This window comes from Neisseria oralis, assembly GCF_045062685.1.
Lineage (GTDB): Bacteria > Pseudomonadota > Gammaproteobacteria > Burkholderiales > Neisseriaceae > Neisseria > Neisseria oralis.
The window spans coordinates 138,691-163,116 of the sequence record NZ_JBJGEB010000001.1 but is presented as its reverse complement, the minus strand read 5'-3'; the positions used below and the strand labels follow the sequence as shown (position 1 = coordinate 163,116).

General features: G+C 54.8%; 15 protein-coding genes, 3 tRNA genes and 1 pseudogene. 7 read left to right on the top strand and 12 right to left on the bottom strand.

The features are described 5' to 3' along the window. Positions 1–59 precede the first annotated feature (59 nt). The 3 genes and pseudogenes from msrAB to ACI43T_RS00745 all read left to right on the top strand — a co-directional run. Positions 60–1,544, top strand: a pseudogene (gene msrAB, locus ACI43T_RS00755) (bifunctional peptide-methionine (S)-S-oxide reductase MsrA/peptide-methionine (R)-S-oxide reductase MsrB); the annotation flags it as partial. A 318-nt stretch (positions 1,545–1,862) separates the two neighbouring features. Continuing rightward, on the top strand, positions 1,863–3,650 hold the full coding sequence (locus ACI43T_RS00750; RefSeq protein WP_405385259.1) for an acyl-CoA dehydrogenase: 1,788 nt from the start codon (positions 1,863–1,865) through the stop codon (positions 3,648–3,650). A 274-nt stretch (positions 3,651–3,924) separates the two neighbouring features. Then, a complete protein-coding gene (locus ACI43T_RS00745; protein WP_405385258.1) occupies positions 3,925–4,944 on the top strand; it encodes a lysozyme inhibitor LprI family protein in 1,020 nt (339 codons plus the stop codon). 94 nt (positions 4,945–5,038) lie between these two features. Here ACI43T_RS00745 and ACI43T_RS00740 read toward each other — a convergent pair whose 3' ends face one another. Together ACI43T_RS00740 and leuS are read right to left on the bottom strand one after the other, a co-directional pair. Continuing rightward, a complete protein-coding gene (locus ACI43T_RS00740; protein ID WP_405385257.1) occupies positions 5,039–7,915 on the bottom strand; it encodes a right-handed parallel beta-helix repeat-containing protein in 2,877 nt (958 codons plus the stop codon). Positions 7,916–9,006: 1,091 nt separating this feature from the next. Next, positions 9,007–11,637 (bottom strand): leucine--tRNA ligase, encoded by a 2,631-nt coding sequence (gene leuS, locus ACI43T_RS00735; protein WP_405385256.1) that lies wholly within the window; start codon positions 11,635–11,637, stop codon positions 9,007–9,009. 222 nt (positions 11,638–11,859) lie between these two features. On the opposite strand from leuS, the gene dnaJ reads away from it, so the two are divergent. Next, positions 11,860–12,996: a molecular chaperone DnaJ gene (dnaJ, locus tag ACI43T_RS00730; RefSeq protein WP_405385255.1), complete on the top strand. Its 1,137-nt coding sequence runs from the start codon at positions 11,860–11,862 to the stop codon at positions 12,994–12,996. A gap of 64 nt (positions 12,997–13,060) precedes the next feature. Here the strand turns inward: dnaJ and gap are convergent, their stop codons facing one another. Further along, positions 13,061–14,092, bottom strand: coding sequence for a type I glyceraldehyde-3-phosphate dehydrogenase (gene gap / locus ACI43T_RS00725; protein WP_405385254.1), 1,032 nt, complete (start codon positions 14,090–14,092; stop codon positions 13,061–13,063). Positions 14,093–14,468: 376 nt separating this feature from the next. Further along, the gene (locus ACI43T_RS00720) at positions 14,469–15,317 is read right to left on the bottom strand and encodes an RnfABCDGE type electron transport complex subunit B (RefSeq protein ID WP_405385253.1); all 849 of its coding nucleotides are present in this window, start codon (positions 15,315–15,317) and stop codon (positions 14,469–14,471) included. Between the two features lie 171 nt (positions 15,318–15,488). Here ACI43T_RS00720 and ACI43T_RS00715 point away from each other — a divergent pair, with 171 nt between their 5' ends. After that, entirely contained in the window at positions 15,489–15,959 is a 471-nt protein-coding gene (locus tag ACI43T_RS00715) for a YchJ family protein (protein ID WP_405385252.1), read from the top strand. Positions 15,960–16,209: 250 nt separating this feature from the next. Here the strand turns inward: ACI43T_RS00715 and ACI43T_RS00710 are convergent, their stop codons facing one another. Beyond that, positions 16,210–16,998, bottom strand: coding sequence for an inositol monophosphatase family protein (locus ACI43T_RS00710; protein WP_405385251.1), 789 nt, complete (start codon positions 16,996–16,998; stop codon positions 16,210–16,212). An 83-nt stretch (positions 16,999–17,081) separates the two neighbouring features. Between ACI43T_RS00710 and ACI43T_RS00705 the strand changes: the two genes are divergently transcribed. Then, the gene (locus ACI43T_RS00705; RefSeq protein ID WP_377081085.1) at positions 17,082–17,807 is read left to right on the top strand and encodes a 16S rRNA (uracil(1498)-N(3))-methyltransferase; all 726 of its coding nucleotides are present in this window, start codon (positions 17,082–17,084) and stop codon (positions 17,805–17,807) included. 132 nt (positions 17,808–17,939) lie between these two features. Here ACI43T_RS00705 and glyQ read toward each other — a convergent pair whose 3' ends face one another. Then, entirely contained in the window at positions 17,940–18,851 is a 912-nt protein-coding gene (gene glyQ / locus ACI43T_RS00700) for a glycine--tRNA ligase subunit alpha (protein ID WP_009174262.1), read from the bottom strand. 137 nt (positions 18,852–18,988) lie between these two features. Here glyQ and ACI43T_RS00695 point away from each other — a divergent pair, with 137 nt between their 5' ends. Then, complete coding sequence (locus ACI43T_RS00695) at positions 18,989–19,627, top strand: OmpA family protein (protein WP_405385250.1); 639 nt, start codon at positions 18,989–18,991, stop codon at positions 19,625–19,627. Between the two features lie 146 nt (positions 19,628–19,773). Here ACI43T_RS00695 and ACI43T_RS00690 read toward each other — a convergent pair. The 6 genes from ACI43T_RS00690 to ACI43T_RS00665 all read right to left on the bottom strand — a co-directional run bounded on the left by ACI43T_RS00690 (position 19,774) and on the right by ACI43T_RS00665 (position 24,425). Further along, positions 19,774–19,849: transfer RNA gene (locus tag ACI43T_RS00690), tRNA-Val, on the bottom strand. 42 nt (positions 19,850–19,891) lie between these two features. Further along, positions 19,892–19,968, bottom strand: a tRNA-Asp gene (locus tag ACI43T_RS00685). Between the two features lie 35 nt (positions 19,969–20,003). Further along, positions 20,004–20,079: transfer RNA gene (locus ACI43T_RS00680), tRNA-Val, on the bottom strand. A 72-nt stretch (positions 20,080–20,151) separates the two neighbouring features. Continuing rightward, positions 20,152–22,134 (bottom strand): monovalent cation:proton antiporter family protein, encoded by a 1,983-nt coding sequence (locus ACI43T_RS00675; protein WP_039850835.1) that lies wholly within the window; start codon positions 22,132–22,134, stop codon positions 20,152–20,154. Between the two features lie 301 nt (positions 22,135–22,435). Next, positions 22,436–23,182 carry a 3-oxoacyl-ACP reductase FabG gene (gene fabG / locus ACI43T_RS00670; RefSeq protein WP_405385249.1) on the bottom strand — a complete coding sequence of 249 codons (747 nt, stop codon included), beginning with the start codon at positions 23,180–23,182 and terminating at the stop codon, positions 22,436–22,438. Between the two features lie 202 nt (positions 23,183–23,384). Further along, the gene (locus ACI43T_RS00665) at positions 23,385–24,425 is read right to left on the bottom strand and encodes a hypothetical protein (protein ID WP_405385248.1); all 1,041 of its coding nucleotides are present in this window, start codon (positions 24,423–24,425) and stop codon (positions 23,385–23,387) included. Position 24,426: the final 1 nt, after the last annotated feature.

Genomic DNA, 24,426 nt, shown 5'->3' with positions numbered 1-24,426 from the left:
CGCTGCTGCTGGGAGCGGCCGTGGCGGGAACCGCTTTCCTGCTGCCGCAAGCCGCTCCCGTGCAGGCGGCGCCGGTACCGCAGATGCTGTCGCGGCTGAAAGATTCGCACGGCCGGCCGGCGGCTTCGCTGCTGGTGAAAAACAAACCGACCCTGATTAAATTCTGGGCGAGCTGGTGTCCTTTGTGTCTGTCCGAATTGGGACAAACCGAAAAATGGGCGCAGGACAAGCGGTTCGGCTCCGCCAACCTGATTACCGTCGCTTCCCCCGGCTTTTTGCACGAGAAAAAAGACGGCGACTTTCAAAAATGGTATGCCGGTTTGAACTATCCCAAGCTGCCCGTCGTTACCGACAACGGCGGCACCATCGCACAAAGCCTGAATATCGGCGTTTATCCCTCGTGGGCATTGCTCGGTAAAGACGGCGACGTGCAGCGTATCGTCAAAGGCAGCATCAACGAAGCGCAGGCATTGGCGTTAATCCGCGACCCGAATGCCGATTTAGGCCGTCTGAAAAATTCGTTCTACAAACCCGATACACAGAAAAAGGATTCAAAAATCATGAACACGCGCACCATCTATCTCGCCGGCGGCTGCTTCTGGGGCTTGGAAGCCTATTTCCAACGCATAGACGGCGTGGTTGACGCAGTATCCGGCTACGCCAACGGCAAAACAAAAAGTCCGAGCTACGAAGACGTGTCCTACCGCGATACGGGCCATGCCGAGACCGTCAAAGTCACCTACGATGCCGACAAACTCAGCCTCGACGACATCCTGCAATACTATTTCCGCGTCGTTGACCCGACCAGCCTCAACAAACAAGGCAACGACACCGGCACGCAATACCGCAGCGGCGTGTACTACACCGACCCCGCCGAAAAAGCCGTCATCGCCGCCGCCCTCAAACGCGAGCAGCAAAAATACCAACAGCCCCTCGTCGTCGAAAACGAGCCGCTGAAAAACTTCTACGACGCCGAGGAATACCATCAGGACTACCTGATTAAAAACCCCAACGGCTACTGCCACATCGACATCCGCAAAGCCGACGAACCGCTGCCGGGCAAAACCAAAGCCGCCCCGCAAGGCAAAGGCTTCGACGCGGCAACGTATAAAAAACCCAGTGATGCCGAACTCAAACGCATCCTGACCGAAGAGCAATACCAAGTTACTCAAAAAAGCGCAACCGAATACGCCTTCAGCCACGAATACGACCATCTGTTTAAGCCCGGCATTTATGTGGACGTCGTCAGCGGCGAACCCCTGTTCAGCTCCGCCGACAAATTCGATTCCGGCTGCGGCTGGCCGAGCTTCACCCGCCCGATTAACGCCGCCGCCGTTACCGAACACGACGATTTCAGCTACAACATGCGCCGCACCGAAGTGCGCAGCCGTGCCGCCGATTCGCACTTGGGGCACGTCTTCCCCGACGGCCCCAAAGATAAAGGCGGCCTGCGCTACTGCATCAACGGCGCGAGCCTGAAATTCATCCCGCTGGAACAAATGGACGCGGCAGGCTACGGCGCGTTGAAGGGCAAAGTGAAATAAAGCGGTTGAACGGATGGGGGCCGTCTGAAAACGTATACTTCAACGAAGTTTTAAAGTTTTCAGACGGCCTTTTTCATTTGCAGCCTTTTCCGCGCATATGAGGAACGGTTTTGTCGGGCATTGACTTAGGCTGCGCATAGTTGCCGGCGGTGTTTCCGCAAACTAACCGCTTGACCTTCTCTATATATAAGGAAGCGGGCGGTTTTGACAGAGGCCGTCTGAAAGCCGCCGCGCTTTCCAAATCTGCCGTTTGGGATTAGTATAACCGCACGAATTTATCCCAAATCCATTTCAAATCATTCACTTCGGAGAGATTCCATGAGTTACACGGCCCCTGTAAACGAATTGCGTTTCGGAATCCGCGTGCACGGCAGGTTGGACGAAATCCTGCAACTGCCCCATGCGGAAGGTTTGGATGCGGAAACGGTGGATGCGGTGCTGGACGAAGCGGCGCGGTTTGCCTCGGAGCAATGGGCGGACACCAACCGCACCGGCGACCTCTACGGCGCGGGTTTTTCAGACGACCTGATCACCACACATCCCGATTTGGCGCGTGCCTACCGCGATTTCTGCGAAGCGGGCTGGGCGGGTTTGCGCGCGCCGGCGGAGTTTGGCGGGCAGGGGCTGCCGGCGGTCGTGTCGGCGGCGTGTGAAGAGATGTGGTGTGCCGCCAACCTCGCCCTGTCGCTGATGCCGATGCTGACGCTGGGGGCGGTGGATGCGCTGTTCAAACACGGCAGCGAGGAGCAGAAACAGACCTACCTGCCGAAAATGTGCAGCGGCGAATGGGCGGGAACGATGAATTTGAGCGAACCGCAGGCGGGTTCGGATTTGAACCACATTGCCACCCGCGCCGTGCCGAAAGAAAACGGTGCGTATGCCCTCAGCGGTCAGAAAATCTTCATCACTTGGGGCGATCAGGAAATGACGGAAAACATCGTCCATCTGGTGCTCGCGCGCCTGCCCGATGCCGCGCCGGGCGTGCAGGGCGTGTCGATGTTTATCGTGCCGAAATATTTGGTGAACGCGGACGGCAGCTTGGGCGGACGCAACGGCGTGCGCGCCATCGGCATCGAACACAAGCTCGGCATACACGCCAGCCCGACCTGTACGATGGAGTTCGACAACGCCGAAGGCTATTTGGTCGGCAGGGCGGGCAAGGGTTTGGCGTATATGTTTACCATGATGAAAACCGCACGGCTGAACGTCGGCATCGAAGGCCACGCCGTCGCCGAACGCGCCTATCAAAACGCGCTCGCCTATGCCAAAGAACGCGTGCAGGGACGCGACGAGGCGGACGGTTCAGACGACGTGGCGATTATCCGCCATCCCGACGTGCGCCGTATGTTGTTGATACAAAAGGCAACGCTCGCCGCCCAACGCGCCCTCTATCTGCGCGCCGCCGCCCTGACCGATGTTGCCGCCGCCTGCCCCGACAACGTATTGCGCAAAGAAGCGGAGCGCGAACTGGATTTCCTGATTCCCATCGTCAAAGCCTGGCCGACCGACAACGGCGTCGTCCTGACCAACCTCGCCGTCCAGATTTACGGCGGCGCGGGTTACGTCGAAGAAAGCGGCGTGGCGCAATACCTGCGCGACGTGCGGATTACGCCGATTTACGAAGGCACCAACGGCATACAGGCCGCCGATTTGGCAGGGCGCAAAACCACCGGCAAAAACGGCGCGCTGCCTTTGAAGCTGCTCGCCGAAGGCAAAGAGCTGGCGGACAAACTCGCCGCCGCCGAACCCGCCGCCGCGCAACAACTGACGCAAGCCATTGAAACGGCGGAACAAAGCATCGCCCGCATGGTCGGATACGCCGACCGTCCCGCCCTCGCCGCCGCCGCGTCCAACGCCTACCTGCAACAAATGGGGCTGACGCTCGGCGCCATCGGACTCGCCCGCGCCTACCTTGCCGCCGAATCCGCCCAAAAGGACGACGCCGACGGCTTCGGCAGCGGTTTCTACGCCGCGCAGAAACATAACGCCCGCGTCTATTACGCCCACGTCCTGCCGCAGGTTTACGCCTGCGCCGCGCAGATTGAAAACGCGCAGGCATTGCTGGATGTGCCGTTAGGGTGTTTCGATGGAAGCGAGGCCGTCTGAAACCTTTCCGAATCGGGCGGGGCGGCTATCCGTTCCGGCTTGGCCGCAGACGGCCCGCATCAGGGTTTAGTTCTGCCTGTTTTCGTAAATTTCCCGAAAATAAGCCGCTAAGTAAACTAAAAAGCATCCGCAATGTCTTAACCGTTGCGGATGCTTTTGCTATCATCATGCGATATGGAAACAAACCTCCGCCGTTTGCACCGGGCACCATACGGCAGAGGCCGTCTGAAAAACAAACGACCCTGCAACGGCCTTGCGGCCTAAGGAGACACTCATGTACAAAAAACTGCTTGCCTTATCTTTGACGGCTGCCGTCCTCTGCGCGTGCAGCAAAGATTCCGACCAGCAGCCCCTTGCCTGCGGCGATACCTCGGTAGAGCAGAGCGTACGCAGCAATATTCAGGAAATCATCAAGCAGCAGGCGCGGGAGTTCGCACGTAAAGACAGCCGCCAGTTCGTCGATGCCGACAAACTCATCGCCGCCGGCAGCCAGCTTGAAATTTCGTTGGAAAATGCCGAAGAAACCACCGAAGACAATAAAAAAATCTGCCGTGCCGATTTGAAAGTCCAGATACCTTCCGAAATTGCCGCCACTGCCGAAAACAACAGCCCGCTGATTTACGGCGACCTCGGCCTGAACCAGTTTATCGAACGGAAAATCATGGGCAGCAACCTGAGCTACAACGGCGGCACCTTCTCCACCGCGCTGAGTTACACGCCGAATCAAAACAAAGAAGTAACCTTTGAAGACAATACGCTGAACACCACCGCGCAGATTATTTCCTCGGCATTGCTGCCCTACGGCGTCAAAAGCATCGTGATGATAGACGGCAAGGCCGTGTCCAAAGAAGACGCGTTGAAAATGAACCGCGGCGGAGCGTTCGGCGAACCGCCCGAACTCAAACCGGAAGACATTTTGGAAAACAACGCGGCCAGTCAGGAAGCCGGACTCTCGTCATTGCTGGAGGATACCGGTTCGGATGCCGAACTGCTGAGCCCGAAAACCACCGAACAGGAAACCCCGTCGCCCGCCTTCAGCGATTTGGAACGCGCGCGCGAGCAAAACCGTAAGGCCGACAGTGAAATCAACCGTATCTGGGGCGGTATGGACAAAACCATCCAGCAGGGAATGTTGGCCGAGCAGCGTTCTTGGATTCAGAGCAAAAAACAAAACTGCGCCCAAGCCGCCGCGGAAGCAGACAATCCGGCGCAGGCCGAATATCTCCGGCTCCAGTGCGATACGCGCATGACGCGCGAACGGGTGCAATACCTGCGCGGTTATACGATTAATTAAAAGGTTTGGCGCGACACGGGCCGGACGTAAGATAAAAGGCCGTCTGAAAACTTGTTTCAGACGGCCTTTCTGCCGTTTCGGAGAGATGCTTGCCTTACAGGACGTGGGTATCCGAAGTGTCGACAGTGAAGGTGTCGGTCATTGCATAGGCGGCGTGTTCCGCACCGGCTGCGACATCTATGATTCCTGCCTGTGCCGAACCGTCGGCAGACAGCAGGCTGGAAAGGTCGAGCGAGGTATCGGCAGCCCACTCTTTGGCCAGATCGGCCGCTTCGTGTTTGGCGGTAAACGCGGCGACATCTTCCGTCGACATGTTCGAGCTGACTGCCACCGCATCGTTGTTGTGGGTGTTGTCGATGGAGATGTAGGACACGTTTTTGGTTTCAATCCAGCCTTTGTAAAGGGCGTCCGTACGGTCCGTTACCAAATCGTTGTCGCTGATGGTAACGCTGGAAGCGCTGTCGCCCCTGCCGTGGATGCTGACGATGGATTTGTCCAACATGCCGTGCAGTTCGAATTTGTTGTGGCTGACCGTGTAGGTTTCGGCATTGCCCAACATTTGGATGGCTTCCACCGTGCCGTTGGATTTGGCGATGGCAATGTGGTTGCCGGATACGTCGACGTCGCCGCGCAGGCTGCCGTTGTTGTGTTTTTCTTCAACATAAATAGGCATCGTGCCGTTTGGAATTTCTTCGATAGACAGATTGTTGCCGGTGATGTTGATGTCGCCCGAACCCGGACCTTTGTCTTTGGTGGCCGGATTTTGCGTGCTGTTGATCACCGCAATCAGGTAGCGCGAGGAATTGCCTTCGATGGTGTTATTGCTGATATCGATGGTGTAGTCGATGGTCTGCTCGTGGTTGCGCACTTCGATGCCGTATGTCTGCAATGCGGAGCGGTCGGTGCGGTCGTATGTATACAGTGTCAGGCCTTTAATCGTGTTGCCGTTGATGACGTACGAAGCATTGTTTTCGGTATGGAGGTTTTTATACTGCGTATTGGTTTGCAGTTGGATTCCCGAATAGCTGTGGTAGTTGGCGGGCAAATCGTCGTCCACCGGCAGACGGAACTTCGCATCCTGCGTGATGACGTTATTGGTGATTTTGACGTTGTCCATTGTAAACTGGCGGTTGTAGACACCGATACCGTATAATCGGTCGCCGTTCAGTGTATTGTTGCTGATGACGATGTCGTTGCCGTCGTGGACGTCCAAGCCCTTGCGGTAGTTGTGGTCGGTAGAGTTGTTGGTAAAGGTGATACCGTAGTTGTAGCTGCCGGCCATAGCCGCCACGCCGTAACCCGTACCGCCGTCGGCCTCGTGGCCGTTCCAGTCGAGTCTGTTGTGGTCGGCGGTAAAGTTTTTCTGATAGGCGAAAAGAACGCCGGCGACGCGGTTGTGGTGCAGGTAGCTGTTCACGACGCTGTTGTGCTCGCCCAAAGGCAGCGTTCCGTAATTTTCGTCGATTTCGCCCCTGATCAGACGGGCTTTGTAAGTCGCCCCGCTGCCGAGCGGATCCTTGGTCAGCGTGGCTGTCGAACCGAAAAAGACACCCGCGCGGTTGACACCGGTAACTTCCACTCCGTCGATCAGAGTGTGGTCCGAATCATTGACCATAATGCCGTTTACCTTGCCGAAGTAGCTGCTGCCTTTGCGGTAGAAATCCGGATTGGTGTATTTGACGGACAAATCAGCAATGGTTACGCCGTTTACGTTGTCTACCAAAATGCCTGCGAACGGACGGATGTCGTCTTCGTTCGTATTGGAGTTGAAAACACCGGTTTGCGCTTTGTCGAAGCTGATTTCAGTTTTGCCCATACCGTCGCCGAACAAACCTTTAACATTGCTCAAACTGTGGTCGATTTTAATCTGATCGGAAATATACAGCTTGCCGTGCAGGTATAGCGAGGCTCCTTCTGCATGGGCAGCAGCAAGCGCGGCTTTGATGGCAGGCAGACTGTCGGTTTTGCCGGTGGGATCGGTGCCGAAATCGGATGCGTCGATATATTTGCCGCGGGTTTCGTGCATATGGACGGTATAACCTTTGCCCGACATATCATGATTGTGGGAAGCATCATTGTGATGGTCAACGTCGTTATGGTGTTTTTCGGCAGCGGCTTTTTCAGCAGCGGCTTTTTCAGCAGCGGCTTTTTCAGCAGCGGCTTTTTCAGCAGCGGCTTTTTCAGCAGCGGCTTTTTCAGCAGCGGCTTTTTCAGCAGCGGCTTTTTCAGCAGCGGCTTTTTCAGCAGCGGCTTTCTCGGCAGCAGCTTTCTCAGTAGCAGCTTTCTCAGTAGCAGCTTTCTCAGCAGCAGCTTTCTCAGCAGCAGCTTTCTCAGCAGCAGCTTTCTCAGCAGCAGCTTTCTCAGCAGCAGCTTTCTCAGCGGCGGCTTTCTCAGCGGCGGCTTTCTCAGCGGCGGCTTTCTCAGCGGCGGCTTTCTCAGCAGCAGCTTTCTCAGCAGCGGTTTTTTCGGCAGGCTTTTCTTCACCTTTGCCGCCGCCTCCACCGCCGCCTGCGGCAGCCAAACCGCCCAGCAGGCCGGTTCCGGCAAGTCCGCCCAGCAGTTTGGGGGCGAATGAAGAGGATTGGGATGTGCGGGAGATGATTTCCGATGCGCGTACAGGTTCTAATCCTGCGGATTCTTGATCGGTGTCGATTGCAAATTCGTCTTCGGAATATTCGGATAAGGGGGTAAAGCCGTTGGCGGCAATGGGACGGTATTGGCCTGCGGAGGCGGCAAGGGCCGCGTAATCCGGAGTCAGGCCGATGTCTAATGCATCGTCGGCGGACAGGAATACTGCGTTTTCAGGCAGTTTTTCCACTTCGCCGTTTTGAGGCTGCAAGGCGGCGTCGACAGCTTGCGCGGCAAGCTGTTCGCGGCCTTGGTCAGAGTGGTGATGGCGGTTTTGAGAAACCGATGGCGACAGTAACCCGCTGTCCGACTCGCGGACAGATAACGTAATGTGTTTAGACATGATTTTCTTTCTAATGTTGTTATAGTGCTGTCCGCTTGCGCAGACAGTCGGCAAATCAAGGCCGCAAGCCGGTAAGATTTGCTTTGCCGGTCGGAAAGGGGTGAGTAGCCCTTTTCAGACGGCCTTGAATTTAAAAACGAAGCCGGACGTTTAAAACGGCTGCGCTTTAAATTTCTATATGCAACCCTGCCGCCGTGTTTTGTTTATCGGTCGGCAGCCGTTTCCGTCGGTCATGGTTTTCCCGGCCATGCTGCGGAGAACGTGCGGGCAAAAAGGAGTGAGTGCCTTTCGGTTTGCCCTGCAAAATGCACCGGACGTTTAAAACGGCGCATTCTGTTTTGTCTGCGGTTGTTTTCGCCGCCGCCTCTTTGTGCGGTCGACCTTTCGGTTGGCGGAAGTGAGTGTGTCCGCCTTCCGGATGGTATCGCATCGGAAATTCCGCTGCGGTGTAATATTTTATTGCTTTATCCAGTTCGTTTTCCGCCTGTTTGATTTTGAACGGTAGGCGGCAGGCCAAGAGGTGAGCGTCTCTTTCAGACGGCCTGTTGTCGTTGTACTGCGGACGTTTTCCTATTTTTCGCCGTACATGCGACTGTTTTTCTGTGTGATAATCGAATCGGATATGCAATATTATTGATATTGCCAGATGAGCGGTCAATATGATTTACGAACGGTATGGTGAAAGGGAGAGGAAATGATTTATGCCTAGTTGGCATAAAAAACTAAAAATACTCATAATGGATAATTTTTCGCGTAATTATGAGTATTTATACTAAAGATGCGAATGTCAGAAAAATTAAAGGGTTGTTTGATTTGCACGGATATTTTAAAGACATAAAATCCGCATCGGGATAAATGTTAAAATTGCCGTTGCCATAAAATGGAAATTTACCAATGGATACTGTGGTAAAACGGAAAATGTTGTAAAAAAGTATAAAGGCCGTCTGAAAAATGTTTGTTTATCTTTTCAGACGGCCTTCGAATGTTGTGCGATAGCCGGTGCGGTTCGGATGTCGGGCGGCCAATAAAAAACGCATGTGCGGATTATTTCGGCACATGCGTTTGGTTGATGGCGCAAGCTACATCGGGCTTTACACCACGATGTTCACCAGTCTGCCCGGCACGACGATGATTTTCTTCGCAGGCTTGCCTTCCATGAATTTCACCGCGCCTTCGGTGGCGAGTGCGGCGGCTTCGAGGTCGGCTTTGGAGGCGTCGGCGGCGACGGTGATTTTGCCGCGCAGTTTGCCGTTGACTTGAACCATCACTTCGATTTCGGATTTGACCAAGGCGGCTTCGTCGACTGTCGGCCAGCCTGCTTCCCACAGTTTCGCGCCGTTCAATTCGCTCCACAGGGTTTCGCAGATGTGCGGCACGATAGGCCATAACAGGCGTACGACGGTTTCCAATACTTCTTGGGCGACGGCGCGGCCTTGTTCGCTGCCGGTGTCGGTTTTGTCGTATTGGTTGAGCAGTTCCATCACGGCGGCGATGGCGGTGTTGAACTGCTGGCGGCGACCGTAGTCGTCGCTGACTTTGGCGATGGTGGCGTGCAGCTTGTGGCGCAGGTCTTTGAGTTCTTTAGATAAACCGTCTTGGTTGCCTGCAAATGCTTTGACTGCGCCGCCTTGCTTCAGGTATTCGTAAACGGTGCGCCACAGGCGGCGCAGGAAGCGGTGTGCGCCTTCGACGCCGCTGTCGCTCCATTCGAGGGACTGTTCGGGCGGTGCGGCGAACATCATGAACAGGCGGGCGGTGTCCGCGCCGTAGGCGTTAATCAGCTCTTGCGGATCGACGCCGTTGTTTTTGGACTTGGACATTTTTTCCGTGCCGCTGATGACGACGGGCAGTCCGTCGGCTTTGAGGACGGCGGAAACGGGGCGGCCTTTGTCGTCGAAAGTCAATTCGACATCGGCGGGGTTGATCCAGTCTTTGCTGCCGTTGGCGTTTTCACGGTAGTAGGTTTCGCAGACGACCATGCCTTGAGTCAGCAGGCGTTCAAACGGTTCGTCAACATTAACCAAGCCTTCGTCGCGCATCAGTTTGGTGAAGAAGCGCGCGTATAAGAGGTGCAAAATCGCGTGTTCGATACCGCCGATGTATTGGTCGACCGCGCCCCAGTATTTCGCGGCTTCAGCCGATACCATGCCTTCTGCGAACTTGGGCGACATGTAGCGGAAGAAATACCAGCTCGATTCCATGAAGGTGTCCATGGTGTCGGTTTCGCGTTTCGCCGCGCCGCCGCAGCATGGGCAGGTGGTTTCGTAAAACTCGGGCATTTTTGCCAGCGGCGAACCCATGCCGTCGGGTACGACGTTTTCAGGCAGGACGACGGGCAGTTGGTCGGCAGGGACGGGGACGTCGCCGCATTTTTCGCAATGGACGATGGGAATCGGGCAGCCCCAGTAGCGTTGGCGCGAAATACCCCAGTCGCGCAGGCGGTATTGGGTTTTCGGTTCGCCTGCGTCTTGGCTTTGCAGTTTGGTGGCGATGGCGTCGAAGGCCGTCTGAAAATTCATACCGTCCAAGTCGCCGCTGTTGACCAATACGCCGTTTTCTTTGTCGGCATACCATTCTTGCCATTGGTTTGCGTCGAATGCGTTGTCGCCGACGGCAATGACTTGTTTTTTCGGCAGATTGTATTTGGTGGCGAACTCGAAATCGCGTTCGTCGTGCGCCGGAACCGCCATCACCGCGCCGTCGCCGTAGCCCCACAAGACATAGTTGGCAATCCACACTTCCAGCTTGTCGCCGTTGAGCGGATTGACGACGTAGCGGCCGGTCGGCACGCCTTTTTTCTCCATTGTCGCCATATCGGCTTCGGCAACGGATCCGGCTTTGCATTCGGCGATAAATGCCTGCAATTCGGGTTTGTCGGCGGCTGCGGCGGTTGCCAGCGGATGCTCGGCGGCAACGGCAACATAAGTTGCGCCCATCAGCGTGTCGGGGCGGGTGGTATAAACTTGCAGGAATTTCGCGTAATCGCCTTCCAAGCCTTGTTTGCTGTCGTCTGAAACGGCGAAGCGCACGGTCATGCCGCGAGATTTGCCGATCCAGTTGCGCTGCATGGTTTTGACTTGTTCCGGCCAGTGTTCCAGCTTGTCCAAATCGTTGAGCAGCTCTTCGGCGTAATCCGTGATTTTGAAGTAATACATCGGGATTTCGCGTTTTTCGATCAACGCGCCCGAACGCCAGCCGCGCCCGTCGATGACTTGCTCGTTGGCAAGGACGGTTTGGTCGACAGGGTCCCAGTTTACCGTGCCGTTTTTGCGATAGACGATGCCTTTTTCAAAAAGCTTGGTAAACAACCATTGTTCCCAACGGTAGTATTCGGGTTTGCAGGTGGCGACTTCGCGTTCCCAGTCAATCGCAAAACCCAGGCTTTTGAGCTGGGTTTTCATGTATTCGATGTTGTCGTACGTCCAAGCGGCGGGGGCGACGTTGTTTTTCATCGCCGCGTTTTCCGCAGGCATACCAAACGCGTCCCAACCCATAGGCTGCATGACGTTGAAGCCGTTTAAGAGTTTGAAGCGGCTTAATACGTCGCCGATGGTGTAGTTGCGCACATGCCCCATGTGCAGCTTGCCGCTGGGGTAAGGGAACATGGAGAGGCAGTAGTATTTTGGTTTGGAAGCGTCTTCGGAGACGTTGAAAATACGGGCGTCGTCCCATTTTTTCTGCGCCGCAGGCTCGATGGCGGCGGGCTGGTAATGTTCTTGCATGGTCATTCTGTTTTTCGCTTGAAAACGTTAGGAAAAATAAAGGAGGGATTATAGCAGGTTGTCGGTGTGATTGTTGACGGCAGGAAAATACGTTAAGAGGCCGTCTGAAAACGGATTTTCAGACGGCCTGAAACATAAAACCGCCCTATGCCCTTGAGTTTTTCCATAGCCGCCCATATTTGCAGGGCAGTTTTCACAAAACCCAATTTTATCGATAACACTATGAGCAATAAAGATTTTTACGAAACACTCGGCGTGGCGCGCGGTGCGAGCGACGACGAAATCAAAAAAGCCTACCGCAAGCTGGCGATGAAATACCATCCCGACCGTAATCCGGGCGACAAAGAAGCGGAAGATAAATTCAAAGAAGTGCAGAAAGCCTACGACACGCTGTCCGACAAAGAAAAACGCGCCATGTACGACCAATACGGCCATGCCGCGTTCGAACAGGGCATGGGCGGCGGCGCGGGCGGATTCGGCGGTTTTGGCGGGTTCGGCGGCGCGCAGGGCTTCGACTTTTCTGACATCTTCAGCCAAATGTTCGGCGGAGGCGGGGGTGGCGGCCGTCAGCCAAACTATCAAGGCGCGGATTTGCAGGTTGGCGTGGAAATTACGCTGGAAGATGCCGCCAAAGGCATCAAAAAACGCATTAACATCCCGACCTACGAAGAATGCAGCGTCTGCCACGGTTCGGGCGCGAAACCGGGTACGTCCGCGTCGACCTGTTCGACCTGCCACGGTTCGGGTACGGTGCACATCCGCCAAGCCATTTTCCAAATGCAGCAGACCTGTCCGACCTGCCACGGCACAGGCAAGGAAATCAAAGACCCGTGCGTCAAATGTCGTGGCGAAGGCCGCACCAAAACCAGCAAAACCGTTGAGGTCAACATTCCCGCCGGCATCGACGACGGTCAACGCATCCGCTTGAGCGGCGAAGGCGAACTGGGTACGCACGGCGCGCCCGCAGGCGATTTGTACGTCAACGTCCGCGTCAAAGAACACAAAATCTTCGAGCGCAACGGCTTGGATTTGCATTGCGAGCTGCCCATCAGTTTCGCCGTCGCAGCCTTGGGTGGCGAAGTCGAAGTCCCGACTTTAGACGGCAAAGTCAAACTGAACATCCCGAAAGAAACGCAAACCGGCCGCCGTATGCGCGTCAAAGGCAAAGGCATCAAATCCCTGCGCTCCAACTCGATGGGTGATTTGTACTGCCACGTTTTGGTGGAAACGCCGGTCAACCTGACCGACCGCCAGAAAGAATTGCTGGAAGAGTTTGAAAAGATCTCCACCGGCCTCGACCGCAGCCAAACCCCGCGCAAAAAATCATTTTGGGACAAAGTAGGCGATTTGTTCGACTGATTCGGGCTTAAAAACAGGGAAAGGCCGTCTGAAAGCTGCTTTCAGACGGCCTTTCCCTGTTTGTTTATTTAAACGGCCGAACTTCGAAACCGAACATTCTGCGGGCGGTGTTGAGCATTTGGCAACTGAACCCCCATTCGTTGTCGTACCAAGCGAATACTTTGACCATGTTGCCGTCTATGACTTTGGTCAGGGTGGCGTCGAAGGTGCTGGCTTGGGTGGTGTGGTTGAAGTCCATGGAGACCAGCGGCAGGGTGTTGCAGCACAAAATGCCTTTCAGACGGCCTTCTTCGGAAGCGGCCTGCATCAGGGCGTTGATTTCTTCGACGGTGGTGTCGCGCGCGGCTTGGAAGCTCAAATCGACCACAGAAACATTGACGGTCGGCACACGGATGGCGAGGCCGTCGAGTTTGCCTTTCAATTCGGGCAGTACCAGACCGACGGCTTTTGCCGCGCCGGTTTTGGTCGGAATCATGTTTTCCACGCCGCTGCGCGCGCGGCGCAGGTCTGTGTGGCGCACGTCGGTAACGGTCTGGTCGTTGGTCAGTGCGTGGATGGTGGTCATCGCGCCTTTGACGATGCCGACGTTTTCGTGCAGGACTTTGGCGATGGGGGCAAGGCAGTTGGTGGTGCAGGAGGCGTTGGAAATGACGGTCATGTCGTCGGTGATGATGTCGTCGTTCACACCGTAAACGATGGTGGCGTCAACATCTGCCTCGCACGGGGCGGAAATCAGGACTTTTTTCGCGCCGCTTTCGAGGTGGGCGTTGGCTTTGGATTTGCTGGTGAATGAGCCGGTACATTCCATCACCAAATCCACGTCCAAATCACGCCACGGCAGTTCGGCAGGATTGCGGGTGGAGAAGAACGGGATTTTGCGGCCGTTGATGATGAGGTGGGTGGCATCATGGCTAATGTCGGCATCGAAGCGGCCGTGAACGGTGTCGAATTTGGTCAGGTGGGCATTGGTTTCGAGGCTGCCGCTGGCGTTGACGGCGACGACTTCGAACTGGTCTTGCAGCTTGTAATCATAAATGGCGCGTAATACTTGGCGGCCGATGCGGCCGTAGCCGTTGATGGCGACTTTGATACCCATGGTCAGTTTGTCCTCGTTTGGTTGCGGAATGTTGGGGCGGATTATAGCAAAAATGTAGTTTTATGTAATTAATATTTTATTGAATTGGTTTAAGCTGCCGGCTTTGTATCGCGTATTATCGGATTGGATTTTAAGATGTTAAATTTCACATAAAAACCATTTTTGGCATAATATTCCTGAAAATTTCGTTGTTTGCATTTTTAATGCGTTATTGTGAGAAGAGAGTGTGCGGGGAGAAAATTTTATCATTGGTTTTATTAATCCCTCGGTTATGCGTCAGGTGGAATCTCTGTTACACGGAACAACATGATAAGGCAATAATAAGGCCGTCTGAAAATCGTTTTTTCAGACGGCCTTCCAACTTTAGTGAGGTGCTTTATTTTGCAGCAGTGGCCTCTTTGGCTTCCTGCTCCGCCTTGTGGCGGCGCAAAAATTCCAATGCCTCGGCCTTTTCCGCCGCACTGCCGTATTTCATGTCGCGTTGGGCGCGGCGGTAGGCGGCACGTTGCTTGGCTTCCTCGAGTTGTCTGGCTTTGAAGTCGTCGCGGTTTTGCGGCGTAATCAACTGGGTTTGTTGCGCCTGGGCTTTGGCCATTGCTTTGGCAATCAGGTCGGCCGGATTGAACGCGGACTTTGCTGCGGTAGAGGCGGCTTGGGCTTGGATTCTGGCTTTGGCGGCGGCTTCGCGTCCGGCCAGCATGGCATTGCGTTCGGCGGCTTCGCGCTGTTTTCTGGCCTGATGGCGTTCGTAACGGGTTTTCGCGTGTTCGGCGGCGGCAAAACGTGCCGCGCCGTTATTGGAAAGATGGCGTGCCTGCGGCAGGTAGTCGGCTTTGACCGGTTGCATGTGGATGCAGTCGACCGGGCAAGGGGCAACGCATAATCCGCAGCCGGTGCATTCGTCGGCAATCACGGTGTGCATCAGTTTGCGCGCCCCCATGATGGCGTCGACAGGGCAGGCGCGGATGCAGGCGGTGCAGCCGATACAGGCCGTTTCGTCAATCCATGCCAGTGCGTGATGCTGGATTTTGGCCGGAGCGATACGCGCTTTGCCGAGCAGTCCGGCAATGTCTGCCATAACGGCCTCCCCTCCCGGCGCGCACAGATTGACGGGTGCGCTGCCTTCGGCGAGAGCCTGAGCGTAGGGCAGACAGCCGTCGTAGCCGCATTCCCGGCATTGGGTTTGCGGCAGCAGGCGGTTGAGGCGTTGAACGGTGGCGGTCATGGCGGATGGTGGTCAAAATCGAAAATTATATTTTAACATATTGTTTGAACGAAGAAACTTTGGTATGCCAAAGGCGGAAGTTCCGATTAGGCCGCATTGAGGCCGTCTGAAAATCCGGTATACGGTTTCAGACGGCCTTATAATCCGATTTTTGCTTGGCTTTTTAAAAAGATGACGGATACTGAACTTTGCCCGTGCCAATCGGGCAAGCCCTATGCGGCTTGTTGCGCGCTTTTTCATGACGGAACCAATCCCGCCACCGCAGAGGAACTGATGCGCTCGCGTTACAGCGCATATGTTTTGCAGAAAACGGCTTATCTCGTGGAAACGACGGTACCTAGCCAGCGGCATTTGCTGGATGTGGAAGGGATGGCGGAATGGGGGCGTTCGGCGCAGTGGCTGGGGCTGGATGTGTCGGCGCACATTCCCAAAATCGGCAAACACCATGCGCAAGTGGAATTTGCGGCACATTTCCGGCAAAACGGCGAGACATACTGCCACCGCGAACGGTCGATTTTCGTCAACATCGGCGGCCGCTGGTATTTTATCGACCCTACCGTGCCGCTGCCTGCCATGAAGCAGGCGTGTCTCTGCGGGTCGGGTAAAAAGTTCAAGGCTTGCTGCGGACGGTTTTTCCGATAAGTAAGCCGTTTTCAGATAAAAAAAACCATTCATACTAAGGGAGAAGTATGAATGGCCAATACATTGCGGGAAAACGTCTTACTTGCTGCACCGCCCTAAAAGGGATGAAAAGAGCGGTGTGTGTCAGCAATGGCTATTCTACCTACCTTAGTATTAAATGCCGTTAAGATGTGAAATGATTTTAGTAAATTGCGCGTATGAGCGATTGAAAGACAAGATAAACGGTATATTGCGTAAATATGCCTACGTATTATTGATTTTCGCGTATCCATTTTAACCATTTTTCGAATAAATCCGGTTGCAAAGCCGCAACAACCGAACGCTTGAAAACGTGTTCGCCGTTCCAAAAGTCATCGCCTTCCAAGGTGCTCAGGCAGCCGCCGGCTTCTTCGAAAATCAGCGCGCCTGCGGCATAGTCCCACAGTTTTTGTCCGCCGTGCACATAAACGTCGTAGCGGCCGCAGGCAAGGTAGCACCAGTCCAAAGTGCTGCTGCCCATGCTGCGTATCGTGCCGAAAGGGGCGAGTGTGTTCAGGCGGCTGGAGAGTTTGCCCGAACGCAGGTATTTGATTTCGACGCCGGCGATGGCTTCGTTCAGTTTTTTGCCGACGAGGCGCAAAGGGAGCGGTGTGCCGTTGAGGAAGGCGCCGCGGCCGCGTTCGGCGTAAAAACATTCGCCGCTGACGGGGTTGTAGATAACGCCCAGCTGCGCGCGTCCGTACCGGACATAGGCTACGGATACGGCGAAATGCGGCAGGCCGTTGATAAAGTTATTCGTGCCGTCAATCGGATCGACAATCCACAGGCCGTCTGAATGGTTGTGCCACAAATCCGCCTGCTGTTGCGCCGTCATTTCTTCGCCCAGCATCGGACAGCCGATAAGCAGCGGCAGGGCGGCGGCGAAAGCCGTTTGCGCCGCCAAATCCGCTTCGCTGAGCATCGAACCGTCTTCTTTGCGGAACGAGGGCGTATTTAAAAAGCGCGGCATCACTTCCGTTTGGGCGATGTGCCGTATCACGTTTTGCAGTTTGTGTAGCACTTTTTGTCCTTGAGTCTTGCCATTTCGGCGTGCAGCCGCCAATATTCAGGATTTCCGCATTATACGCCGATAAGTTTGAACCTATGCCCCGTTTTTACCTGTCCGAAGTTTTGTCTGCCGGAAGGGCGGTATCGCTGCCCGACAATGTCGTCCGTCATTTGCATGTTTTGCGTTTGAAGCCGGACGAGGAAATCGTTTTGTTCAACGGCGACGGTAAGGCGTATCCGGCCCGCTTGGGCGTTTTGGAAAAGCGCCGCGCCACGGCCGAAATCCTGCGTGAAGAAGAGGCGGGCAACGAGTCTCCGTTGAATATTACGCTGGTACAGGCTGTTTCCAGCGGCGAACGGATGGATTTTACCCTGCAAAAAAGCGTCGAACTGGGCGTCGGCGAAATCCGCCCCGTACTCAGCGAGCGCTGCGTAGTCAGGTTGGACGGCGAACGGGCGGCGAAGCGGGTGGCGCGTTGGCAGGAAATTGTTGTTTCTGCCTGCGAGCAGAGCGGCCGCAATACCGTGCCGCAGGTGTTGCCGCTGGTTTCTTATCAGGAAGTACTGCGGCAGATGCCGTCTGAAAAAACCAAATTGCTGATGAGTGTGCGGAACGCACAGAAACTGAACCGGATCACTCCGTCTTCAGACGGCCTGATTTTTATGGTCGGTCCGGAAGGAGGCTGGACGGAAAGTGAGGAGCAGCAGGCGTTCGGTGCGGGCTTTCAGGCGGTAACGCTGGGGCCGCGCGTATTGCGGACGGAAACGGCATCGTTGGCGGCGATTGCGGCGATGCAGACTTTGTGGGGCGATTTTGTTTGAAAGATGCGGAACGGATAGCGGTTATCGTGGTTTGCCGATACGGAATAAGTAGAGTAAAAGGAAAAAGGCCGTCTGAAATTGTTTCAGACGACCTTTCCTATTCGGCGGGACGTTTCAGAGGCCGTCTGAAAATCATGCGGCCTGAGCCTTGTCTTTAATCAACGGGAAGCCCAGCTTCTCGCGGCTTTCGACGTATTTCTGCGCCACGGTGCGGCTCAGCGCGCGGATGCGGCCGATGTAGGTGGCGCGTTCGGTAACGGAAATGGCGCCGCGTGCGTCTAAGAGGTTGAAGGTGTGTCCGGCTTTGAGGACAAGCTCGTAGGCGGGCAGGGCGAGGCTGGCGTTTTCTTCGGCGAGCAGGCGTTTGGCTTGCGCTTCGTAGTCGTTGAACTGGCGCAGCAGCCAGTCGGCATCGCTGTATTCGAAGTTGTAGGTGGATTGTTCGACTTCGTTTTGGTGGTACACGTCGCCGTAGGTGACGGTGTTGCCGTCGAGCGTTTTTGCCCAAACGAGGTCATAGACGTTTTCCACGCCTTGCAGATACATCGCCAAGCGTTCGATGCCGTAGGTGATTTCGCCGAGTACGGGGGTGCAGTCGATGCCGCCGACTTGTTGGAAGTAGGTGAACTGGGTCACTTCCATGCCGTTGAGCCAGACTTCCCAGCCCAAGCCCCATGCGCCGAGGGTGGGGTTTTCCCAGTCGTCTTCGACGAAGCGGATGTCGTGGACTTTGGGGTCGATGCCCAATTCGCGCAGGGAATCGAGATAGAGGTCTTGGATATTGGCGGGGGCGGGTTTGAGGGCGACTTGGAATTGGTAATAGTGTTGCAGGCGGTTGGGGTTGTCGCCGTAGCGGCCGTCTTTGGGGCGGCGGCTGGGCTGGACGTAGGCGGCAAACCAAGGTTCTGGGCCGAGCGCGCGCAGGCAGGTGGCAGGGTGGGAGGTGCCGGCACCGACTTCCATGTCGAAAGGTTGGATGACGGTGCAGCCTTTGTCTGCCCAGAATGTTTGCAGTTTGAAGATGATTTGTTGGAAGGTGAGCATGGTACAGTTGTGTCGGTTGGGGAGAAGGTAGGCATTTTACTGTTTTGATATCGGTTTGGATAGTTTTGTCGGTTTGTTTCGGCTTTTTATGTATAATTGGAGCATGACGATTTTTCAATTCAACGAGGAGGCTGGAAATGGCTAACGACGAACACAAAGAACAACGTTTGGGACTTTGGCTGGTCGGCGGCGCGGCAGGTTTGGCGGCGGCAGCAACCCTGTTTTTTACCGTCTGGGGCTGGGAAACCGGCCGGATAGAAGGTTCGCCGAATAATGCCAATGCCTCTGCTGTGGTGATGGAGGAAGCATCCGCCGCCGAAGAGGGAAAAGAAGAGGCCGCAGTCGAACAGGCCGTAGTGAACGGAATGGCCGAAAATTCGGCGTCGGAAACCGTTGCGCCGGCCGATGTCGCGCCGACCGAAGCGTCTGCCTCTATGCCGTCTGAAAACGAAGCAGCGGTAGTGGTGGAAAACGGTATTGTGAAATTCTACTTCGCCAGCGGCAAATCGGATTTGGCTGCCGGTGCGGAAGATGCCTTGAAAGATGTTTTGGCCGGTGTGAAAGCAGGCAAGAAGGCAGTGGTTTCCGGTTTTCACGATAAAACGGGCAATCAGGCGCTGAATGAGGAATTGTCCAAACAGCGCGCATTTGCCGTGAAAAACGCTTTGATGGGTCTTGGCGTGGCGGAAAACCAAATCGAACTGCGTAAACCGTCCGACAGCGAAGGCAGCGGCAGCAAAGCCGAAGCCCGCCGTGTGGAGGTGGTTTTGGAGTAGCGGTTACCAATATGATGGAAGAAGCCCGAATGGAAAGATTCGGGCTTTTTGTTGCCGTTTTTCAGACGGCCTGCATTGGCGGTAGAATTTGAGGCCGTCTGAAAACGGCTGCGGCCTTATCTTCCCGATAAGGCCGTTTGGTTCGGTGGTGGGTGATGACGGAGTCGAACCGCCGACATTCTGCTTGTAAGGCAGACGCTCTACCAACTGAGCTAATCACCCCTAAAAACAAAAAATACCGACAAAGTCGGTATTTTGGGGATTTGGCGCGGCGGACGGGGCTCGAACCCGCGACCCCCGGCGTGACAGGCCGGTACTCTAACCAACTGAGCTACCACCGCGCATCCGCTGCATTAACAACAGCGGAAAAGAAACTTGGTGGGTGATGACGGAGTCGAACCGCCGACATTCTGCTTGTAAGGCAGACGCTCTACCAACTGAGCTAATCACCCGTTGCAGCCGAAACTGCGAAGCCGCTATTAAACCAAATCGGCTGCCTTCGTGCAAGGTTTATTTTGCCGTAATCAGGTGTTTCCCTGCAAACTCCAGTTTTCAAAAGAGATAATTTCTTCTTTTCTTCCCGCAACCACCAAAATATCACCGGCTTGGAGCCGGAAATCCGGTTCAAGGCTGTCGAGGCGGCTGGTGTTGCGGCGGACGAACAGCAGTTTGATGCCGTTGCCTGCTAGCGGCAGGTCCTGAATAGTTTTGCCGATGGCATACGCTTCGCCGGCCAGCGGAAAAGCGTGGCGGCTGATGTTTTTGCTTTCTTCAGAAAATGAGGTTTCGTCGTCGCTGCCGACAAACAGGTCTTCCAGCGAGGCGTAACGGCTGCGGCGGATGTTGGTAATGGTCTGATATACATGGGTATAGGGCGCACCGTTGGCAAGCATGGCATAACTGGCAAGGGCGAGGCTGGTTTCTTTGGTGTCGGATACGGCTTCTTCCGCGCCCATGTCGCTAAATTTTTTCAGGTAATCGTCGTTGACGGCGCGGACGTAGACCGGCATGGTGGGGTGCAGCGACATGATGTTGTCCAAAACATGCTGCGTTTCGTGCATATTATTCAGCGTAATTACAACCACTTTTGCGCGGTTCAAGCCGGCAGCCTCCAATACTTCGCGGCGTTTGGCGTCGCCGAAAGACACCGGCTCGCCTGCGCTGCGGGCGACTTGTACGCGCTCTACGTCAAGGTCGAGGGCGTAGTAGGGGATGTTTTCCTGCGCCAGAATACGGCCTATGGTCTGACCGCCGCGCCCGAAGCCGATAATCAGCACGTGGTCGGATTTGTTCATGGTTTCCACCAGCATACTGTGCAAATCCAGCGCTTTCATGTCCCAGTTTGATTTGACGAAAAAGTTGATGAGGGTATCGCTGGCACCCAGCAGGAACGGGGCGATAATCATCGACAGCAGGATGGCGGCGGTGGCGGCCTGCTCCAACTCGGGGGAAACCATATTGATTTTGCTGGAAATTGCCAGCATCACAAAACCGAATTCGCCGCCTTGCGCCAGATAGAGCGCACTTTTCAGGCTGTCGGCAACGGGGTGTTTCATGCGGAATGCGATGATGGCTACGACCAATGCTTTCAAAACCAACAAAATCGCCAGCAGAATCAGAATTTGCCGCCAGCCGCCGATTAAGGCTTGAATGTCCAGTTTCATACCGACTGTAATGAAGAAGAAACCGAGCAGGATGTCGCGGAACGGGCGGATGTCGTCTTCCACTTGAAAGCGGTATTCGGTTTCGGAAAGCAGCATACCGGCCACAAATGCGCCCAGCGCCAGCGACAGGCCTTCCAGTTCGGTCAGATAGGCGACGCCGAGCGTTACCAGCAACACGTTAATCATGAAGAGTTCGGACGATTTGCGTTTGGCCACCAGCCTGAACCACGGCGACATGATTTTGTTGCCGACGATGAACAGCACGCCCAGCGTAATGATCATTTTTAATGCAGCCAAACCCAATTCCAGCCAGAGGTTGCCGCTGTTGCCGCCTGCCAATGCGGGAATCAGAATCATCAGTGGCACGACCGCGATGTCCTGCATTAATAAGACGCCCATCGACATCTGACCGTGCGGCTGCCCCAGTTCGGTCTTTTCCGAGAGGATGCGGCTGACGATCGCCGTGGACGACATGGTCAGCGCACCGGCGGCGGCAAACGCCCAGTTGAATTGGACGTCCATCAGCATCAAGATGCTCATAATAGACAGCATGGTAACGACGACCTGCAATCCGCCCAGCCCGAACACCAAGCGGCGCATGGCTTTGAGCTTGGGCAAGGAAAATTCGAGGCCGATGCTGAACATCAGAAAGACGATACCGATTTCGCCTAAGTAATCGGTGGCATCGCTTTTCGGAATCAAACTGAGCATACTCGGACCGGCCAGAAAACCGACCAGAAGATAACCGAGCATGGAGGGGATATTGAATTTGCGGCAGCAGATAACTGTGATGACGGAAACCAGCAGGACAATGACAATGGGAGCAAGGGAGAATTCGTGCATAGCGCGGGCGGCCTTTTTTGTTGCAAGATGAATCGTATTTTTATGATAGGCCGTCTGAAAACACGCGAGAAATAATATCAACGGTTATCGGAACGGATTGTTAAAATTATATCAAAAAAATTTGTAAAATAATGTTTTGTATGACCAAAAAAATGCCGTCTGAAATATTGTCCCGAAGGGCGTCCTGTCTGAATCGGGTGGTGGAAGGCCGTCTGAAAAAATTCAGACGGCCTTTTTGTAGCCGCTTAATCAGGAATGATGCATGCGGGGCGAACACGGTGGTTTTTTAGCTTCCGACCCGTTAAGGCATCAACATGCCGCCGTTGACGTGCAGCGTTTGACCGGTGATGTATTTTGCTTGGTCGGAAGCGAGGAACAATACCGCATCGGCAATGTCCTGCGCTTCGCCGAATTTGCCCAACGAAGTTTGCGCTTCGAAGGTTTTGCGGGTTTCTTCAGGCAGCGCGCGGGTCATGTCGGTGTCGATAAAGCCGGGGGCGACGCAGTTGACGGTAATGCCGCGGCTGCCGACTTCGCGCGCCATGGATTTGGAGAAACCGATCAAGCCTGCTTTTGCCGCGGCATAGTTGGTCTGACCGGCATTGCCCATCACGCCGACAACGGATGTGATGTTGATGATGCGGCCGGTGCGTTGCTTCATCATGCCGCGCAAGACGGCTTTGGAGGCGCGGAACACGGATTTAAGGTTGACCTGCATGATGTCGTCCCACTCTTCTTCTTTCATACGCATCAGGAGGTTGTCGCGGGTGATGCCGGCGTTGTTGACCAGAATGTCCAGTTTGCCGAATTCTTTTTCGATGTCGGCAATCAGGTTTTCGATGGTTTTGGGTTCGGCGGAATTCAATGCACGGCCTTCGCCGCCCCATTGCGCCAGACGCTCGCTAATCGCTGCCGCGCCGCTTTCGCTGGTCGCCGTACCGATGACTTTGGCTCCTGCTGCCGCCAGCGTGTTGGCAATCGCTGCGCCGATACCGCGCGATGCGCCAGTTACCAATGCGACTTTGCCGCTTAAATCTTGTGTACTCATGTTTACTTCCTTGTTTCGAGAATAGAGTCTGTTTATTTCAGACGACCTTATAGCATAAATAGTGTGATGAATCTAATTTTTGAGGCCGTCTGAAACAAAATAAGAAGCCTCCGTATTGTCATTCCCGCGCAGGCGGGAATGACGGTGCTGGAATTACCTATTTCAATCTGCTATATCGGCAAATTTCAGACGGCCTCTCCGTTTATTCGGGCAGGGTGATTTTTTGATGGGGCGGTATGTCCAGAATATAGCGCAACCAGTTGCCGAAGCTGTATTTTTGGTAGATTTCAGGCGGCAGCTCGCGATAGGGTTTGGCGACAAATTCTGCCAAACCGTCCAAACTTTTACCGTCCCAAACGAAGATATTGTCGGGGTGGTAGAAATCGTATTTTTTGATTTCGGCGTTGGTGGTAATCAGTTTTTTGCGGTAGCCGAGGGCTTCGAAGGGGCGGAACGAGAGGCCGTTGTGAACGGGCGTTTTGAAATCTATCAGGATTTTTGCCTGTTTGGCGGCTTCGAGGTTGTCTACGAAACTTCTGACGCCGATGAAGATTTTGATGTTTTCCGTAGGATAAAAACGGCGGAGGGTATCGACGTCGGTATTCAGACAGCCGATATTGAAGTCGAGCTTCCAGCCCAGCGTTTCGGCCGCTTTGCCGAACGCGGAAATAATCGGGGCGCGGTCGGGCATATGCCAGCCGATGAAATAGAAATCGTTGGGCGGGTTTTCGGGCAGGTTGACGTCGTGATCGAAATAGAAGTTGGTGGTCGGCAGGAAAGGATGTTTCGGATTTCGCATATCGGCGGGATCAAAAACGTAAATACGGTCGAACCGGTCGGCGCAATCCCAAATGGCGGGGAAACGGTCGATGCCGTCCCATTGGTAGTTGACCATATTGCCATGACGGGTATGGCGTTTAATCATATCCAGAAACTCAGGCGAGTAGATGTCGCCGCGGATAAACAGGGCGTAATCCGCCTTGCCGTACGCTGCCAGTTTGTTTTCGACGTCTCGGATTAATTGGGCGGATTTAAAGTCTTTTTTGGCATTCTTGTCCCGCAGCACCAGTTGCCTGAATTTGATTTTCAGACGGCAGGAAAGGGAGGGATAGCGGAAATTCAGGTTGTCCATGACGACGCTGACGACGTTGAAGCCGTGATGATCCAAGGCGGCTTCGATGACGCGGTAGATTTGGTTGTCGGCGGGCATGCCCAGAATAATCGTTTTTTGTTCGGTCGGCATG

What these genes read in the sequence shown, in the direction of transcription:
- ACI43T_RS00750 (WP_405385259.1), top strand. Translation starts at nt 1,863, where the DNA reads ATGAGTTACACGGCCCCTGTAAACGAATTGCGTTTCGGAATCCGCGTG.
- ACI43T_RS00745 (WP_405385258.1), top strand. Translation starts at nt 3,925, where the DNA reads ATGTACAAAAAACTGCTTGCCTTATCTTTGACGGCTGCCGTCCTCTGC.
- ACI43T_RS00740 (WP_405385257.1), bottom strand. Translation starts at nt 7,915, where the DNA reads ATGTCTAAACACATTACGTTATCTGTCCGCGAGTCGGACAGCGGGTTA.
- leuS (WP_405385256.1), bottom strand. Translation starts at nt 11,637, where the DNA reads ATGCAAGAACATTACCAGCCCGCCGCCATCGAGCCTGCGGCGCAGAAA.
- dnaJ (WP_405385255.1), top strand. Translation starts at nt 11,860, where the DNA reads ATGAGCAATAAAGATTTTTACGAAACACTCGGCGTGGCGCGCGGTGCG.
- gap (WP_405385254.1), bottom strand. Translation starts at nt 14,092, where the DNA reads ATGGGTATCAAAGTCGCCATCAACGGCTACGGCCGCATCGGCCGCCAA.
- ACI43T_RS00720 (WP_405385253.1), bottom strand. Translation starts at nt 15,317, where the DNA reads ATGACCGCCACCGTTCAACGCCTCAACCGCCTGCTGCCGCAAACCCAA.
- ACI43T_RS00715 (WP_405385252.1), top strand. Translation starts at nt 15,489, where the DNA reads ATGACGGATACTGAACTTTGCCCGTGCCAATCGGGCAAGCCCTATGCG.
- ACI43T_RS00705 (WP_377081085.1), top strand. Translation starts at nt 17,082, where the DNA reads ATGCCCCGTTTTTACCTGTCCGAAGTTTTGTCTGCCGGAAGGGCGGTA.
- glyQ (WP_009174262.1), bottom strand. Translation starts at nt 18,851, where the DNA reads ATGCTCACCTTCCAACAAATCATCTTCAAACTGCAAACATTCTGGGCA.
- ACI43T_RS00695 (WP_405385250.1), top strand. Translation starts at nt 18,989, where the DNA reads ATGGCTAACGACGAACACAAAGAACAACGTTTGGGACTTTGGCTGGTC.
- ACI43T_RS00675 (WP_039850835.1), bottom strand. Translation starts at nt 22,134, where the DNA reads ATGCACGAATTCTCCCTTGCTCCCATTGTCATTGTCCTGCTGGTTTCC.
- fabG (WP_405385249.1), bottom strand. Translation starts at nt 23,182, where the DNA reads ATGAGTACACAAGATTTAAGCGGCAAAGTCGCATTGGTAACTGGCGCA.
- ACI43T_RS00665 (WP_405385248.1), bottom strand. Translation starts at nt 24,425, where the DNA reads ATGCCGACCGAACAAAAAACGATTATTCTGGGCATGCCCGCCGACAAC.